General features: G+C 25.6%; 16 protein-coding genes and 1 other annotated feature. Of the genes, 12 read left to right on the top strand and 4 right to left on the bottom strand.

From position 1 onward, the window contains the following. Nucleotides 1-129: 129 nt before the first annotated feature. Genes GBZ86_RS05400 through GBZ86_RS05390 form a run of 3 tightly spaced genes read right to left on the bottom strand, consistent with a single transcriptional unit; the run spans nucleotide 130 to nucleotide 2,292 of the window. A complete protein-coding gene (locus GBZ86_RS05400) occupies nucleotides 130-831 on the bottom strand; it encodes an amino acid ABC transporter ATP-binding protein (RefSeq protein ID WP_152888502.1) in 702 nt (233 codons plus the stop codon). Nucleotides 832-847: 16 nt separating this feature from the next. Beyond that, nucleotides 848-1,489: an amino acid ABC transporter permease gene (locus tag GBZ86_RS05395; RefSeq protein ID WP_152888500.1), complete on the bottom strand. Its 642-nt coding sequence runs from the start codon at nucleotides 1,487-1,489 to the stop codon at nucleotides 848-850. 14 nt (nucleotides 1,490-1,503) lie between these two features. Beyond that, complete coding sequence (locus GBZ86_RS05390; RefSeq protein WP_152888498.1) at nucleotides 1,504-2,292, bottom strand: amino acid ABC transporter substrate-binding protein; 789 nt, start codon at nucleotides 2,290-2,292, stop codon at nucleotides 1,504-1,506. Nucleotides 2,293-2,788: 496 nt separating this feature from the next. Between GBZ86_RS05390 and GBZ86_RS05385 the strand changes: the two genes are divergently transcribed. The 12 genes from GBZ86_RS05385 to GBZ86_RS05330 all read left to right on the top strand — a co-directional run bounded on the left by GBZ86_RS05385 (nucleotide 2,789) and on the right by GBZ86_RS05330 (nucleotide 16,243). Continuing rightward, nucleotides 2,789-4,054 (top strand): magnesium transporter, encoded by a 1,266-nt coding sequence (locus tag GBZ86_RS05385; RefSeq protein ID WP_152888497.1) that lies wholly within the window; start codon nucleotides 2,789-2,791, stop codon nucleotides 4,052-4,054. A gap of 68 nt (nucleotides 4,055-4,122) precedes the next feature. Continuing rightward, nucleotides 4,123-4,362: a binding site (T-box leader), on the top strand. A 98-nt stretch (nucleotides 4,363-4,460) separates the two neighbouring features. Then, complete coding sequence (cysK, locus tag GBZ86_RS05380) at nucleotides 4,461-5,369, top strand: cysteine synthase A (RefSeq protein ID WP_152888495.1); 909 nt, start codon at nucleotides 4,461-4,463, stop codon at nucleotides 5,367-5,369. Between the two features lie 23 nt (nucleotides 5,370-5,392). Continuing rightward, on the top strand, nucleotides 5,393-5,911 hold the full coding sequence (gene epsC / locus GBZ86_RS05375; protein WP_327444200.1) for a serine O-acetyltransferase EpsC: 519 nt from the start codon (nucleotides 5,393-5,395) through the stop codon (nucleotides 5,909-5,911). A 48-nt stretch (nucleotides 5,912-5,959) separates the two neighbouring features. Then, a complete protein-coding gene (queG, locus tag GBZ86_RS05370; RefSeq protein WP_152888493.1) occupies nucleotides 5,960-6,955 on the top strand; it encodes a tRNA epoxyqueuosine(34) reductase QueG in 996 nt (331 codons plus the stop codon). A gap of 34 nt (nucleotides 6,956-6,989) precedes the next feature. Continuing rightward, nucleotides 6,990-7,691 (top strand): lysophospholipid acyltransferase family protein, encoded by a 702-nt coding sequence (locus GBZ86_RS05365; RefSeq protein WP_152888491.1) that lies wholly within the window; start codon nucleotides 6,990-6,992, stop codon nucleotides 7,689-7,691. Between the two features lie 32 nt (nucleotides 7,692-7,723). After that, complete coding sequence (nth, locus tag GBZ86_RS05360) at nucleotides 7,724-8,362, top strand: endonuclease III (RefSeq protein ID WP_152888489.1); 639 nt, start codon at nucleotides 7,724-7,726, stop codon at nucleotides 8,360-8,362. Between the two features lie 183 nt (nucleotides 8,363-8,545). After that, nucleotides 8,546-10,879, top strand: coding sequence for a sensor histidine kinase (locus tag GBZ86_RS05355; protein ID WP_152888487.1), 2,334 nt, complete (start codon nucleotides 8,546-8,548; stop codon nucleotides 10,877-10,879). Between the two features lie 77 nt (nucleotides 10,880-10,956). Beyond that, nucleotides 10,957-11,859 carry a D-alanine--D-alanine ligase gene (locus GBZ86_RS05350; RefSeq protein ID WP_152888485.1) on the top strand — a complete coding sequence of 301 codons (903 nt, stop codon included), beginning with the start codon at nucleotides 10,957-10,959 and terminating at the stop codon, nucleotides 11,857-11,859. 70 nt (nucleotides 11,860-11,929) lie between these two features. Further along, complete coding sequence (locus GBZ86_RS05345) at nucleotides 11,930-12,874, top strand: glycoside hydrolase family 25 protein (RefSeq protein ID WP_152888483.1); 945 nt, start codon at nucleotides 11,930-11,932, stop codon at nucleotides 12,872-12,874. A 200-nt stretch (nucleotides 12,875-13,074) separates the two neighbouring features. Next, the gene (locus GBZ86_RS05340; RefSeq protein ID WP_152888481.1) at nucleotides 13,075-14,577 is read left to right on the top strand and encodes a VanW family protein; all 1,503 of its coding nucleotides are present in this window, start codon (nucleotides 13,075-13,077) and stop codon (nucleotides 14,575-14,577) included. 351 nt (nucleotides 14,578-14,928) lie between these two features. Continuing rightward, nucleotides 14,929-15,390 (top strand): tRNA (cytidine(34)-2'-O)-methyltransferase, encoded by a 462-nt coding sequence (locus tag GBZ86_RS05335; protein ID WP_327444194.1) that lies wholly within the window; start codon nucleotides 14,929-14,931, stop codon nucleotides 15,388-15,390. A 13-nt stretch (nucleotides 15,391-15,403) separates the two neighbouring features. Continuing rightward, nucleotides 15,404-16,243, top strand: coding sequence for a DegV family protein (locus GBZ86_RS05330; RefSeq protein WP_152888479.1), 840 nt, complete (start codon nucleotides 15,404-15,406; stop codon nucleotides 16,241-16,243). A gap of 144 nt (nucleotides 16,244-16,387) precedes the next feature. Here GBZ86_RS05330 and GBZ86_RS05325 read toward each other — a convergent pair whose 3' ends face one another. Further along, nucleotides 16,388-17,212 (bottom strand): transporter substrate-binding domain-containing protein, encoded by an 825-nt coding sequence (locus tag GBZ86_RS05325; RefSeq protein WP_152888477.1) that lies wholly within the window; start codon nucleotides 17,210-17,212, stop codon nucleotides 16,388-16,390. Between the last annotated feature and the right edge of the window lie 132 nt (nucleotides 17,213-17,344).

Raw genomic sequence — 17,344 nt, 5'->3', positions numbered from 1 at the left:
ATTTGAGTGCGTCTATTTTTAGATATATTTTAACTATAGTTGAAATATATAAAATTATTTTAAAAAATATAGAAAAGGAGCTATCGCTAGCGGATTTTTTTATCCGCTAATGCGACAGCCCCTTATTTATTATAAAATTAATTTTTCGAATTGACTTTTATTGAATGTATTAACAATTTCTCCTTTTTCTAATTGTATTATTTTTGTGGAGAATTTTTTAGCAAAGTTAATATCATGAGTTATTATAAATATACCTAGTTCATTAAAAGATAAATCTTTTATTATACTACCTACTTCATCTGTAAGACGTGGATCAAGAGCAGAAGTAGGTTCATCAAAGCATATATAATTTGGATTAATCATTAATGCTCTGGCAATAGCAACTCTTTGTTTTTGACCACCAGACAATTGAAAAGGAAAATTATTTTCTTTATCTTCTAAAGATAAAGAAGTTAAAATGTCTATAGCTTTTTTATAAGAATCTTCCTTAGGCATTTTTAATACATTAATGGGTGCTTCCATTATATTTTCTAAAACAGTCATATGAGGAAAAAGATTAAAGTTTTGAAAAACACAACTTAATTTTTTATGTATATTTTTTAAATCTTTTTTAGAACAATAATTTGAATCATTAAAAAGATTTATATTATCTATAGAAATAGAACCAGAATTACATTTTTCTAATCCATTAATTATTCTTAATAAAGTTGTTTTACCAGCACCGGATGTTCCAATAATACTTACAATTTCTCCTTTTTTTATATTAAATGAAATATTATTTAATGCTTGAAGAGAATCAAATTTTTTACTTACATTTATTATTTCTATCATTGCAATTCCTCCTTTATTATCTATAGTAAGAATATTTTTTTTCTAGTCTTAAGAAAATTTGAGTAAGTATTGCTATTAATATTAAGTATATAGCTCCTACTATAAATAAGGGCATTAAAGAAGCATCACGATTACTTGCTATTTTTCCAGCTCTTAAAAGTTCACCAAGACCTACTACATAAACTAAAGAAGTATCTTTTATTAAAGTTATAACTTCGTTAGCGATAGATGGTAATATTTTTTTTGTGGTTTGTGGTAATATTATTTTTTTAAAAGTATACCATTTTGAAAATCCTAATATTTCAGCTGCTTCAAACTGACCTTTATCAATATCTTTAATACCACTTCTAAATATTTCTGCAAAATAAGCTGTATAATTTAGAACAAAAGCTACTATAGCAGCTTCAAATCTATTGAATATTATACCTATTAAAGGTAAACCAAAGAATATTACAATTAATTGAAGTAATAGAGGAGTTCCCCTCATAATCCATATATAAATATTAGTTAAATAGTTTAAAGGTTTTATTTTACTAAGTTTAACTAATGCAACTAATATTCCTAAAGGAATAGATAATATTAGGGTTAAAAAAAATACAGATAATGTTACTTCAAGTCCTTCTAATATAGAAGGTAATAATAAGTTTATATAATTCAAAAATAATCTCCCCTTTACTTAGTTATATCTTTTCCAAACCATTTTGTACTTATTTTACTTATGGTTCCGTCTTTTTTCATTTCTTCTAAAGTATTATTTAATTTTTTTAATAAATTAGAATCTTCTTTTCTTAATCCCACACTATATTCTTCATTTCCAAAATTATCATTAAGAACTTTAAATTTTTCAAATCCTCTTTTTTGAATGTAATATCTAGCTAAGACCTCATCAACAACTAAAGCATCAGTTCTACCAGATTCTAAATCCATAAATGCTTCATTAAAAGTATCAAATAAAATAGGATTTCCAGAATAAAAATTATTAAGTAAATTTCTATGCTTTTCTAATGCGTCTAAAGAACTAGAACCATTTTGAGTAGATACTTTTTTACCTTTTAAATCTTCTTTATTTTTAATAGAAGATGATTTTAAAGTAATTATAACTTGTTTATTTTTTAAGTAAGGCTTAGTAAAGGAAATTTTTTTTTCACGTTCTTTAGTTAAAGTATAACCATTCCATATAGCATCTATGTTATAATTACTTAATTCGGTTTCTTTCATTGACCAGTCAATTGGTTGAAATTCTACTTTAAAACCTAATCTGTACAAAGCTTCTTTTGCTAAATCTACATCGAAACCAACAATATTATTTTTTTCATCTCTAAAACCCATAGGTACAAAAGTATCATCTAATCCTATGATGAAAGTATTATTTTCTTTATTAGATGAACAACTTATAAAAGAGAAAGATAGTATAAAAATGCATATTAACAAATATAAAAATTTAAAATAAGATTTTTTCATAATGAATTCTCCTAATATAATTTAATTTTTTAGTGTTTAATTTTCTGATTTACACATTTAATACTTTATCACAGTAAAGTAATGATGTCAAAATTTAATTTAATAAATTCTTTAAATATATAAATTAAATAAAAAAATTTGTTATAATAAAGATAAATAACATTAATTTAGTTGCATTTTAATGAACATATAATATAATAAATTAGTGAGAAATTAGTGAAAATTTTGCAAGTATTTTTTAAAAAGGTGGTGAAACTAAATGGAGGGTGTCCCTCAGAGGAGAAGCTTGATTTTAAAACAAAATAATTTAATTGTAAAGAGAAGGGATGCTTTTTATTTAGCGTATCGCTTTTTTATTGTTGTGATTTGTATATTTAGAATTTAAAAATATAAGTGTTAAATAAACACAGAATATTTTAACGGAGTTTAACTTATTATTATATTTTAAGTATGTAAACATAACACTTCTCTTTGCACATATTAGGAGGAGAAGTATATGAATAAGTTAACTATATTTCTTTTTAGTAGCATACTAGGAAGAAAGATTTATGATGAATTTGATGAAGTTATAGGTACATTAAAGGATGTATATGTTACAACTGGTGAGGGTTATCCAAGAATAATAGGATATAAGGTTAAAACAGATAGTGGAATATCTGACTATGAATTTCGTAACATTGAGTTTTATGAAAAAGATAATGGAACTGTAAGAATCCAAACAAAAGGCACTAGAGAAATACTTCCAAGAAATTATACTTATTTATTATCTCAAAATTTATTAGATAGAAAAATTGTTGATATAAATGGGAGAAAAGTAGTTAGAGTAGATGATTTAAGAATTGTTGAAAGAGCAGGAGAATACAGAGTAATAGCTGTTGAAACAGGTAATTTGGTTAAGTTTAGAAGGAAAGGACTTCGAAAATTAGGCAAGTTTATTTGTAAGCTGTTTTCTAAAAAGTTTGAAGAAAAAGTATTAATGTGGGATGATGTTGAATCTTTAGAAATGGTAAATGATAATTTAAAAATAGCAATTCCATATAAAAAACTTCAAACAATGCATCCAGCAGATTTAGCGGATATATTAGAAGAACTTGATGATACAAGCAGAAAAAAAGTTTTTGAAAGTTTAGATGAAGATTTAGCAGCAGATACATTAGAAGAAATAGAACCAGAGGTTCAAAGCTCTATAATAAGAGAATTTTCACAATCTAAAACAGCAGATTTATTTGAAAACATACCTAACGATGAAATTGCAGATATTTTAGATGAGCTTAGTGATGAAGAAAGAGAGAAAATTCTTATTTCACTTGAAAAAGAAGATGCAGAGGAAGTAAAAGAATTATTATCCTATGAAGAAGAGTCTGTAGGTAGTATAATGAATAAAGACTTTATTTCTTTTAATTTAGATGTAACTGTAGGTGAGACTATAGAATTGTTAAGAGATTTAGAAGCTGATGAAGAGGTTATGTATTATATATATATAACTGATGAGGATAATAGATTAAAAGGTGTTGTAACATTAAGAGATTTAATACTTAACCATGTAGATACTAAATTAAAAGAAATAATGCATACGTCAGCTATTAGTGTTAAACATGACAGTAACATAGAGGATGCAGTAGAAAAAGCTACTAAATATGATTTATTATCAATACCTGTAGTAGATTATGAAGAAAAATTATTAGGAATTGTACTTATTCATGATATAATGGATGAATTACTCCCTAATAATTGGAAAAGAAAATTTAAAAAAGCTAATTAAGACAACTTGACAATGAAAATATTTTGCATATAATTAAATATAAGATAAATCATATCAAAATACTCGGAATAAATGCTATGAAAAAGTAAAGTATTATAAAGGATTGTTTTAGAGAGAAGATCATTGGTGGAAAATCTTCACATTGAATTTATAAGAAGTGCACTTTGGAGCAATAGTCTGAATATAAGTAGGATGTTTCGGTATGGCCCGTTATAGCCATATAGTATAATTTAAGTACTTAAAGTGAGATATGTTTTATAATCATATCTAATTAGAGTGGAACCGCGGATATACACTTCGTCTCTTAATTTTGGAGATGAGGTGTTTTTTATTTATAAATTTAAATAATAACAAAAACAGAATTAGAGTATATATTTAAATATAATTAATTTAAGGAGGAGTTTAAATGTTATTTAATAATGTTTTAGAGTTGATAGGTAATACTCCAATATTAAAAGTAAATAATTTAGTTAATGATAATTATGCAGATGTTTATTTAAAATTAGAAAAATTTAATCCAGCAGGTAGTGTAAAAGATAGAGCAGCTTTAGGAATGATAGAAAAAGCTGAAGAGTTAGGTTTTTTAAAAAAAGGAGGAACTATAATAGAGCCTACTAGTGGAAATACCGGAATAGCACTTGCTATGATTGGAAAATTAAAAGGTTATAAAGTAATAATAGTAATGCCAGATACTATGAGTGAAGAAAGAAAAATGGCTATAAAAGCTTATGATGCAGAATTAATTCTTACGGAAGGTAAAAAAGGAATGAAAGGTGCTATTGAGAAAGCAGAAGAAATAGCAGAAATTAAGGGGTATTTTATACCACAGCAATTTAGTAACGAAGCTAATGCAGAGAAGCATTATACTACTACAGCTGAAGAAATATTAAAAGATATTCCAGATATAGATGTTTTAGTAGCAGGTGTTGGAACAGGAGGGACTATTACTGGAGTAGGGAGAAAATTAAAAGAATTAAAAAAAGAAGTTAAAATTATTGCAGTAGAGCCTAAAAAATCCTCAGTATTATCAGGAAAGGTACCAGGGGCACATAGTATTCAAGGCATAGGAGCGGGATTTATACCTAAAATATATAATGAAAATTTAATAGATGATATTATTCAAGTTAAAGATGAAGAAGCATTTAATATGGCAAGAGCATATGCAAAAAGTGAAGGTATATTAATAGGAATTTCTTCAGGAGCGGCATTATTTGCAGCTTTAAAAATAGCTAAAGTTTTAGGGCATAATAAAAAAGTATTAGCCATAGCACCAGATGGAGGAGAAAAATATTTTTCGTTAGGACTATATCATTAAATTTAAATATAGGGGGAGATTTAGTGTTTAATAATATAAAAAATGATATAAAAAGTGTATTAAAAAATGATCCAGCTTCTAGAAATGCCATTGAAGTGTTTTTACTTTATCCATCTATACATGCCTTATTTAATCATAGAATTGCTCACTGGTTTTACAAAAAAAAATTTAAGTTTATTGCAAGGGCAATTTCTCAATTATCTAGGTTTTTTACTGGAATAGAAATACATCCAGGTGCAAAAATAGGTAAAGGACTTTTTATAGATCATGGTATGGGTGTAGTAATTGGAGAAACAGCAGAGATTGGAGATTATGTTACTATATATCATGGTGTTACTTTAGGAGGCACGGGAAAAGATAAAGGGAAACGTCATCCTACAGTAGGAAGTAATGTTATAATAGGGTGTGGTGCTAAGGTTTTAGGACCAATAAATATTGGAGATGATTCAAAGATAGGAGCTAATTCAGTTGTTTTAAAAGATGTTCCAAAGGGATGTACTGCTGTTGGTATTCCAGCTATAAATAAAAATAAAAGATGTTAATGGAGAAGCAAAGGAAATATAATAATATGATTATATAGAGGTTAAAGTATGGATTTAAAGTATAAAATATTAGAGTATTGCAAATTACAAGGATTAGAGTTGGTGGGATTTATTAGGTGTAGAAGATTTGATGAACTTTATAATTTTTATAAAGAGAGAAAAGAAAAAGGTATAGAAAATGAATTTGAAGAAAAAGATATAGAAAAGCGAATAAATCCAAATCATTATATGAGTACTGGGAAAACTATAATATCTATAGCTTTCCCATATTTCCATAATGTAATATATAAAGATAATGGTTTTTCTTTATATACTAGAGGGAAGGATTATCATTATGTGGTTAGTACATATTTAAATAAGATTTGTGAGTATATAAAAACTTTAGGTGGTGAAGCAAAATATTTTGTTGATAGTAATACTTTACCTGAAAGATATATTGCGTATTTAAGTGGTATTGGATTTATTGGGAAAAATAATATGCTAATTACTAAAGATTATGGTTCTTATGTTTTTCTAGGTGAAATAATAACTGATTTAGATATTAATGTAGTTACTGAGAGAAATTTAAATAATATTAATAAATTTTTAGAGTGTGGCAAGTGTAATATTTGCTATAAAGAATGTCCAACTAAAGCAATAAATAAAAATATTAAAAATTGTAATATATGCATGTCGTACATTACCCAAAAAAAAGAAATAGAAACTGATTTTTTAACTCTAATTAATGGAAGAATTTTTGGATGCGATACTTGTCAAAGTTGCTGTCCTTATAATAGAAAAATAAAATTTTCAAATATAGAAGAATTTAATCCCTTAGAATTTACTAATGAAACTTTAACAGAAAAAATATTATCATTAAATAATAAAGAATTTAAGGAAACTTTTAAACAGACATCATGTGGATGGAGAGGAAAAAATACTTTAATAAGGAATGCTATGATTAGAAGAGCTTTATTTGAAAAAAAAGATATATCTTTATACAGCCTTTCATCAGAACAACTTAAAAGTTTTCAAATTAGACTTTTAAAAATTTATGAAGTATAATAATATATATTCACTTAAGACAGGAGGAAATTAGATGTTTGCTCGTATAGCTGCAAATGCGTTGATTAAATTGCCAGATAGTATATTTATGCCACTAGCGGGGAAATTAGTAAACGGGTTGCTTGATAAATATGCTGATTTAAAGGTTGAAGGATTAGAGGAATTAAAAAGTGAGAAGGGTCCATTTATATTTATAGGAAATCATTTAAGTAATTCAGATGGACTTATTGCAAATAAAGTGTTACAAAAGTACTATGATCCTTATTTTATTGCAGGAGTAAAATTAAATGATAAATCATTAACTAGTTTAGGAACAAGATTGGTTAAAACTATAAATATAACTCCAAATTCAGCGGATAGACAATCTTTAAATAAAATAGTTAAAGAAATGAAAGCTGGAAACAGTATAGTTATATTTCCTGAAGGAACTAGAAGTAGAACAGGAAAAATGATAGAGGGTAAAAAAGGAGTACTATTAATTGCTAGGTTGACTAAGGCAAAAATTGTTCCTTTTGCTATGACAGGAACGGAAAAACTTATGCCAATTAATGATAAAAATATGGGAGCTGAAAAATTTCATAACTCAGAAGTTAATTTTAAAATAGGCAAACCCATAACATTACCACCTAAAGAAAAGGATGAAGATAAACAAACTTATGATGAAAGAGCTTTAACATATTTAATGAAAAGTATAGCTAACCTTCTTCCAAAGTCTTATAGAGGTGTTTATTCTTAATAGTATTTGAGAAATATTTAGAGGTGATATTTATGAAACAAAAGACTAAAAAAGTATTAGAACTTTTAAAACAAGAATATCCAAATGCAAAGTGTGAGTTAAACTATAAAACCCCTTTTCAATTATTGGTTGCTACTATCTTATCAGCTCAAACTACTGATAAGAAGGTAAATGAAGTTACGGAAAGTTTATTTAAGGAGTATCCTAGTTTAGATGATTTTTTAACTTTAAGTCAAGAAGAGTTAGAACAAAGAATAAAAACTATAGGATTATATAGAAATAAAGCTAGAAATTTATTAATTATGTGCAATCAATTAAAAGAAAAATTTAATGGAGAAGTTCCTAAAACTATGGAAGAAATTTGTTCATTAGCTGGAGCAGGTAGGAAAACTGCTAATGTTGTATTGTCAAATGCTTTTGGAGTACCTTCTATTGCAGTGGATACTCATGTTTTTAGAGTTTCTAATAGAATTGGGTTAGCAAATTCAGAAAATGTTTTAGAGATTGAAAAACAACTTCAGAAGGAGTTTCCTAAAAAAGAATGGTCTTTAGTTCATCATCTTTTGATTTTTCATGGACGAAGATGTTGTATTGCAAGAAATCCAAAGTGTGAGCTTTGTGTAATAAATAATCAATGTAAATATTATAAAAATATATTAAAAATTAAATAAAAGCAAAATAACATGACTGCTAAAATATTTAACAGTCATGTTATTTTGTTTTTTTGGAATTTTGTTGTAAAATATAAGCAGCAAGAGAATTAATAATAAACATGCATAAGTTAATTAGAAAATAGGATAATTTGTAATTACTTACTTCTTTTGGCTAAAATAAATTAAAAGGAGTATTAAAGGATGAAAGAGTTTATCAAGAGTAAAAAAAGTAAAAATATTTCTAAGATTATTAAAATAATGTTAATATCAATTGCTGTAATAGCTATGATTTTAGTTATACCAAGTACATATATTAATAGAATTGATATTAATAATATAACCTATAATAAAACTTTATTTACAGAACAAAGTAATTTAATTTTATCAATTTTAGCAATTATTAGTTGTTGGCTTTATTTTTATACATACAAAAAAGATGAATTTTTTCTTATAACTTTAATGTATACAAGCTTTGCATTTGAATATTATTATATAAATATAATATTAATGAAATTGCCAAGAGGTTTTAATTTAACCTTATATTATCTAATTCTTCCTTACATATTTAGAAGTATTTATATAACATTAATAGGAATAAAAAAAAATAAATTAACTAAATTTATAATAAATCATAAAATTTCAGTTTCAATAGTTAATATAATAATAACAAAAATATTAGTAGATTTAGATATTTATATTAAGCTTAATTATACATTTAATATAAGAACATTAGATTCAATAAATATAGTTATAATTTTATATAACATATTAATGCTAATTTTACTAGCAAAAAAAAGTTTAGATAAAAAAGAGCCAGTATATACAGCAATAATAGCAAGCATAGCTATCTTTATAATAAAAAGAATATATAGTTTTAAGTATATAGAAAAAGGGAATGATTTAGTAGAATTTATTAACAATACATTGGTTTTTTTGGGGTTTTTAGTAATAATATTGGGCATATTTATAGAAATGATAAGAAAAGTGAAAGAAAGTGAAAGACTACAAAGAGAACTTAACATATTTTATTCTATGAGTGAGCAAAATTGTTATAGTAATTTATTAATTTATAATTCTAATCTTGAATTAATATATGCTAATAAAAAAGCTAGAGAAGGAATTTATTGTGGTTCTAAAAAAGTTGATTATTATGAATTAGGTGAATATTTTAAAAGTACAGTAGTTAAAGAAACTTATAATAAAATAATGAATGAGGTTATGATTAATAATGCTTGGAGTGGATATATCTTTCCTATAAATGAAGAAAGAGTAATAGATGTTTATATACATAAAATAAAAGAAGAAAATAATAATTGGAACATTGCTGTTATATTCTTTGATATAACAGATGCACATAGAATAAGCGAAGAAATGAAAATTAATGAAGAAAAATTAAGATTAATTAATGAAAATATAAAAGATTTAATAATAACTATAGATAATGAAAATAACATAACATATGCTAATAATGCAGCCTTAAAAGTTTTAGGTTATTTAGATGAAGGATTGCTTGGAAAAAATTGTTGTAAATTAATATTTTCTAAAAATGATATAGAAAATACTAATGATTGTTTTGTTAAACATAGTATAAGGAAAAAAAACGGACAAAAACTAATGGTTGAATCTATGGTTAGCGATATAGTTAATGGAGATAGTATTGAAAAGGTTATTGTTTCCAGAGATATTACTTATAGAGAAGAAGTAGAACAATTAAGATTAAGATATAAAGAAGCAAAAGAATATGAAAAAATAAAAAATGAATTTTTTGCAAATTTATCACATGAACTTAGAACACCTATAAATATTATATATTCTTGTTTACAATTATTAAATTTACAAAAAGAAAAAGATCAAAATTCTTTTAATAAATGTTACATAAAATATGAAAAAACTATGAAACAAAATTGTTTTAGAATGTTAAGATTAGTTAATAATCTTATCGATATAACTAAAATAGATTCAGGATTTATGAAAATGGATTTTCAAAATTATGATATAGTTAGCTTAGTAGAAAATATAACTGATTCAGTAATTCCGTATGTTGAGTCTAAACATATAAATATAATATTTGATACTGAAATAGAAGAGTTAGAAATAAAATGTGATCCTGAAAAAATAGAAAGAGTAATTTTGAATTTGTTATCTAATGCAGTAAAATTCACTCCTGAATATGGTAATATATTCGTTTATGTATCCTTAGAAAATGAATATGTAAAAATTATGGTAAAGGATGATGGTATAGGTGTACCATCACATATGAAAGATTTTATTTTTGAAAGATTTATGCAAACAGATAAATCTTTAAATAGAAATCAAGAGGGAAGTGGTATAGGATTAGCATTAGTTAAATCAATAATAGAACTTAGTGGAGGACAAGTATACTTAAATTTAAAGGTGAAAAAAGGTTCGGAATTTATAGTGAAATTACCTAATGTAAACTGGAAAGGGACTACTGAAAATAAAATAGATATAAATTATAAACCTACTGTGGAGAAAATATCAATAGAATTTGCAGATATATATGATATTTACTAAAATATAAATTAACAAATTTAAAATAAAAGTATATAATTAATTAGTAAAATAAAAGTATTTAATTTTGGAGGTAAAAGATGAAAGTCGGAGTTATAATGGGTGGTATTTCATCTGAAAGAGAAATATCTTTACAGAGCGGAAAATCGGTGGTAGAAAACTTAGATAAAAATAAATATGAGATAATACCAATAGTATTAAATGAAAAAGAAGATATAATAAAAAAAGTTAAAGATATAGATTTTGCTTTATTAGCATTACATGGTAAATTTGGAGAAGATGGTAATGTTCAAGCAGTTTTACAGACATTAGATATACCATATTCAGGGTGTGGACCTTTAAGTAGTGGATTATGTATGGATAAAGATATGACTAAAAGAATTTTAGCTTGGGGTGGAGTAAGAACGGCTAAATGGCTCACTGTAACTTCAATAGAAGAAATTAATTATAGTAAAATACAGGAACTTGGATATCCTGTATTTGTTAAACCTAATAGTGGAGGTTCATCTGTTGCCACTACTTTTGTAGAAAGAAAAGAAGAAATTGAAAAGGCTGTAAAAGATGCTTTAGAATATGATAATGAAGTTATGGTAGAAGAATATATTCAAGGGGATGAAATAACTTGTCCTATATTAAATAATAAGATGTTACCAGTACTAGCAATTAAACCAAAGGGTAAATTTTTTGATATAGAATCAAAATATGAAGATGGTGGAGCAGATGAATTTATAGTTAAGTTAAATGATGATTTACATAAAGAAGTAGAGAAAATGGCATTAGATACCTATAAGTTATTAAAATGTAGTGTTTATTCTAGAATAGATATGTTAGTAAAAAATAATGTGCCTTATGTTTTAGAAGTGAATACACTCCCAGGAATGACAAAAAACAGTTTATTTCCTAAAAGTGCTTTAGGAATAGATATAAATTTTAGTGAATTATTAGATTTAATTATAAAATATTCATTAGAGGAAAAAAGATAATTTTTAGTAACATCTTTTACTATGAATTTATATTTTATATAGTATAGTAAATTTATAGGTGAGTGTGTTTATGCAAGATAAAAGTCCATTAAGTACTTTTGGACCAGATTTAAATGAATATAGTCAAAATGTAAACTTTAAACTTTTAGCTAAAAATTCAGATTTTATTTATCTAAGGACTTCAGGTTCAGGGTCAGGAAAGTTTAGACTTGATAAAAAATTTATAGAATTTGCAAAACAATGTAGGTTATACGGAATACCTTGTGGAGGATATCATTATGCTTTACCCACTACAAGTTTAGAAGCAGCAGATGTGCAAGCAATTGATTTTGCTAATGCATTAGAACAAGGATTTGGAAAAAAAGATTTTGGAGATTTATTTCCAGTAGTTGATGTAGAAACTCCAGTAGATAAATCTTTAACTACTACACAATTAATTGCATGGGTAGAAAGATTTAAAAAAACTTTTGAGAAAAAAACTCGAAGAAAACTAATGCTATATACAGGACTATTTTTTATACAATTTTATAATAATTTTAAGGTTCCAGGAAGAGGATATCCTTTAAGCAAAATGCCATTATGGATTGCATTATACACAAAAATACCAACAAATCCTAGAATACCTCCTAATGCAGGTGGATGGACCCGTTGGACTATGTGGCAATACACTGAAAATGGCAAAATAGATGGTGTTGATAATCCTTTAGATTTAAATTGGGGACCTAATAGTCTTGATGAGTTAATGCCCCCTGCTATAGTTAAAGGGTTATATGCATATGATAGAGATAAAAACATAGACATATATTGGACTGCTAATAAAGAAACTGATTTAGATGGATATAATTTATTTGTTAATTCTGAATATGTTGCTACAGCTCCTCCAAAAGCAACTAGAATTACTGTAAGTAAAAAAGCACTAAATCTTATTAAAGGAAAGTCTATTAAGATTACAATAGAAGCATTTGACAAAATAGGTGATGTTTCAGCACAACGTACAGAATATATTTTAGATTAAAAAAAACAAATAGAACTAAGAATTTCTTGGTTCTATTTATTTTTTTGTAATTCATTATGTAAAAATATTTGTTATAATATAAATTATGATAACTATAAGTATTATTTTGTCATTAAAATATGTTAAAATAGTACTGTAGTTTGGATTTGAACAATCTAAGCTTTAAGGTAGTTTCAATGAATTAAGGGAGGCGAACTTAGTTGAGTGACAAAAGAAGTGACAAATTTTTAAGTAGTAAAACTAACAAAATTATATTATCGGTTGTAATAGGAGGAGCACTAGTTATTGGTGGAGGAGCACTATACTATTCAAATATAAAAAATAATGTTAGTAAATGGCAAGACAAAATATATCCAGGAACTATGGTTGAAGGCGTAGATTTATCTAATAAGACTAAAGAGGAAGCTGTTCAATTATTACATGATAACTATGGAAAAGCTGTCTTAGAAAAAGAAATAGTAGTAAAAGCTGCTGATAAGGAAATGAAAATAAGTTATGAAGAATTATCACCACAATATAATATTGAGGAAGCTGTTAATGAAGCATTAGCTTATGGTAAGGATAAAAATGTATTTGAACAAAATGCTATTATAAATAGTGGTTCTAATAAAAATTTTACTTTAAAATTCAAATACAATGAAGAAAAATTAGCAGATTACGAAAATAAATTTAAAGAAATGGTTAATGCAGATGCTAAAAATGCAACTATCAATATTGATGGAGGTAATATTGATATAGTAGATGGAAAAGAAGGTAGAAAAGTAAATGAAGAGGAAATGATTAAGCTTATTAAAGAGTCTATAAATGGAAGTTTAGATAAAAAAACAGAAGTTATTGTTCCTATAGAAGTAACAAAGCCATCTATAAATAGAGATCAATTAACTAAAATTGATGGGAAAATTGCAAGTTTTACTTCAGATTATGCCCATAATTCTACCAATAATAGAGCAATTAATGTAGAAATAGCTACTAACGCTATAAATGGTACTTTATTAATGCCAGGAGAAACTTTTAGTTATAATGATATAGTAGGAGAAAGAACTGCTGCTAGAGGATTTAAAAATGCAGCTACTTTCGTTGGTGATAAAGTTGAAGATGGAATAGGTGGAGGTATTTGTCAAGTTTCTACTGCACTTTATAGAGCCATGATGAGAGCTGGTATTAAATCGGTTCAAAGAAGTAATCATAGTATGAAAACTAGCTATTCACCAGTAGGATTAGATGCTGTTGTTGCGTGGGGATACTTAGATTATAAATTTAAAAATACTTATGATTTTCCAATTTATATAGAGGGAATTACAACTCCAGATAGAAAAATAGTATTTGATATTTATGGAAATACAGCAGATATGGATGGAAAAACTTATGAATTAATAGCTGGGCCCGTAAAAAAAATTGAGCCAAGTATTAAAAAAGTAAATGATCCTAATTTACCAAAAGGTAAAGAAGAGTGGGAAAAGAAACCTATAACTGGTTATAATGTAAGTTCTTATCTTATTACTTATAAAAATGGGGTAGAAGTTGATAAACAATTTATAGCTACAGATAATTATTTAAAATCAGATGGTGTATTAAAAGTGGGAGCAATGGAAGCAATACCTATTCCAGTTCCAGCACCAGCACCTACTCCAGTACAACCAATAAATCCAGAAGTTAAACCAGAACATGAAAATAATCAACAATCTAGAGTTTCACCACAATAAGAAAGAAGCTGTCGTGCTAATGAATTTTAATTTGTTAGCCACAGCTTCTTTTGTGTAATTATATAACAAATTTTATTTTTGTTGTTTTATGTTTTGAAAAATATTAATTTAAAAGTAAAAAAATTATTATAGTGAATAGAGTTGTATTTAATGATATAATATAACTTGAATTTTTTAATATATAAGGTAAAATAAATATGTTATATTGATAAAAAAAATTTTAATTTAATTAATATTAAAAATAGAGTTATAAGTAATAAATTAAAATATAAAAAATAAAAAGGAGGAAGTTACCAGAAACAAAGAATATTAAAAATAAAATTATTGAATATTTTGGTAACGGAAAGAGCAGTGAATCTTAATATAGTTTTATATCAACCAGAAATACCACAAAATACAGGAAATATTGCAAGAACTTGCGTTCTTACAAATTCAAAATTACATTTAATAAAGCCTATGGGTTTTAAAATAGATGATAAGCAAGTAAAAAGAGCAGGATTAGATTATTGGAATCAATTAGATTTAGAAATTCATGAAAGTTATGAAGATTTTATGAAAAAATATGGACATAACAAAATATATTTATCAACAACACATGCAGAATCTTTCCATGATGAAGTTGAATATAAGGAAGGAGATTTCATCATGTTTGGAAGAGAATCTTCTGGAGTTCCAGAGGATGTTCATAGTGCTCATATTGGAATAAGAGTTCCTATGATAAATACAACTACAAGAAGCCTTAATATTTCAAATACTGCAGCAATAGTGGCATATGAAGCTTTAAGACAAATGGGTTTTCCGAAGATGAAATAAGGGGGAAAGATAATTGAGTAAGATAAAAATTATTACAGATAGTACTTGTGATTTATCAAGAGATTTAATTGATAAGCATAATATAGAGATATTACCTGTACTAATAAACTTTGGTGAAGAAAGTTATTTAGATGGTGTGGAAATAAATTTAACAGAAATGTTAACTCGTATAGAAGTAGAAAATTGTTTACCTACAACTGCACAAGTAACACCAAATAGATTTATGGAAAATTACAAGAAATATTTAGATGAAGGATATAAAATAATATCAATTCATTTATCTTCAAAAATGAGTGGAACATATCAATCAGCATGTATTGCAAAACAAATGTTAGAAAGTGAAGATATCATTGTTATAGACTCACATAATGTAACATTAGGATTAGGAATGATAGTTCTTAAGGCTTGCAATTTAGTTAAAGAAGGTAAAAGTTTTGAAGAAATTGAAAAAGAAATTTTAGAATATAAAAAACATGTTAAAAGTACTATAGCATTTGAAAGTTTAGATAACTTAGTTAGAGGTGGTAGATTATCTAAAGGAAAGGCTATGTTTGTAAATGCTTTAGGAATAAAACTTCTTTTAAACATACAAGATGGAGAAATGAATGTTCTTGGAAAAGTTAGAGGAAGTAAAAAAATAATAAAAGAAATGATTTTAACTTTAAAAGAAGTAGAAAGAAAATCAGGAGAACCGATTATTTTGGTGGAATTTGAAAATGAAGAAGTATATCAAGGATTAAAAATTCAATTAGATGAATTTGATATTGAACATTTAAGACAAACTGTAGGATGTGCAGTAGGTATACATTCAGGTTCAAAGGTTTGTGCATTATTTTATGTAGAAAATTATTAAATTATAAGTTTAAACATGGATTATTTTTATTAAATAGTCCATGTTTTTTATATATTATAAATAATATAATTAAATAAAAAAATGCAAAAACAAGTAATGCACTATATATTTTTTTTAATTTCTCTATTTGCATTAACTCCTCCATTAAAAGAAATAATCTAATCCATAAGATTTATATTTCTCCACATCATCTTTTAAGTATTTTTCTCTTATTTTTTCAAAGAACCCTTCTTCTTTTAAGCTTTTTAAAGCTTCATTTATTTTATATTTTAATCGCTCATCTCCTTTTCTCATACCTATTGCCCATCCTTTTACATTAGGTAATGGATTTAATAATAACTTTATATTACTTAAATTTTTACTTCCTTCTATAAGACTTAATGGATCATAAATAAAAGCACTACTATTTCCATTATTAACATCTAACATAGCAGCTGAAACCTCTGTAAAATCTTTCAATTTAGCTTTAGGTAAATTTTGTTTCACCCATAAAGAACCAGCTGTTCCTTGTTTTGCTGCTATAATATATTTAGAATTATTTAGTTCTTTAAAATTATTTATGGTTTTTGAATTATTGATTACTAATGCTAAATCTGATTTAGCATATTCGTCACTAAAATCTATACTTTTAAGTCTTTCCTCAGTTATACTCATAGAAGAAATTATTAAATCTATATTTTTACTTTGTAATGCTGGTATTAAACTTGAATAATCTATATTTTTTATTTCTACTTTTTTTCCTAATTTTTCTCCTATAGCTTTTGCCAATTCAACAGAAACCCCTAAAGGATTACCTTTAGAATCAACTGTTTCAAAAGGTGGAAATTTAAGTTCCATTCCAATAATTAAATCATTTTTATCTAAAGTAGTCTTTAAATTATTTCTATTATAAAATACACCAATTGTTGCTATAATCATTATAAAAATTAATATTGAAATTTTTATAATGTATTTAGTTTTTTCATGCATACTAATACATTACTCCTTCTTAATATAAAAATATTATTTTTATACTTTATTTTATAATAATAATTATCAATTATCAACTTTATAATTTTTATTATATTTCTTAGCTACTTATTAATCTATATAAATATATCT

The organism is Clostridium tarantellae (genome assembly GCF_009295725.1).
GTDB lineage: Bacteria > Bacillota > Clostridia > Clostridiales > Clostridiaceae > Sarcina > Sarcina tarantellae.
This window is presented reverse-complemented; position numbering and strand designations above follow the sequence as displayed.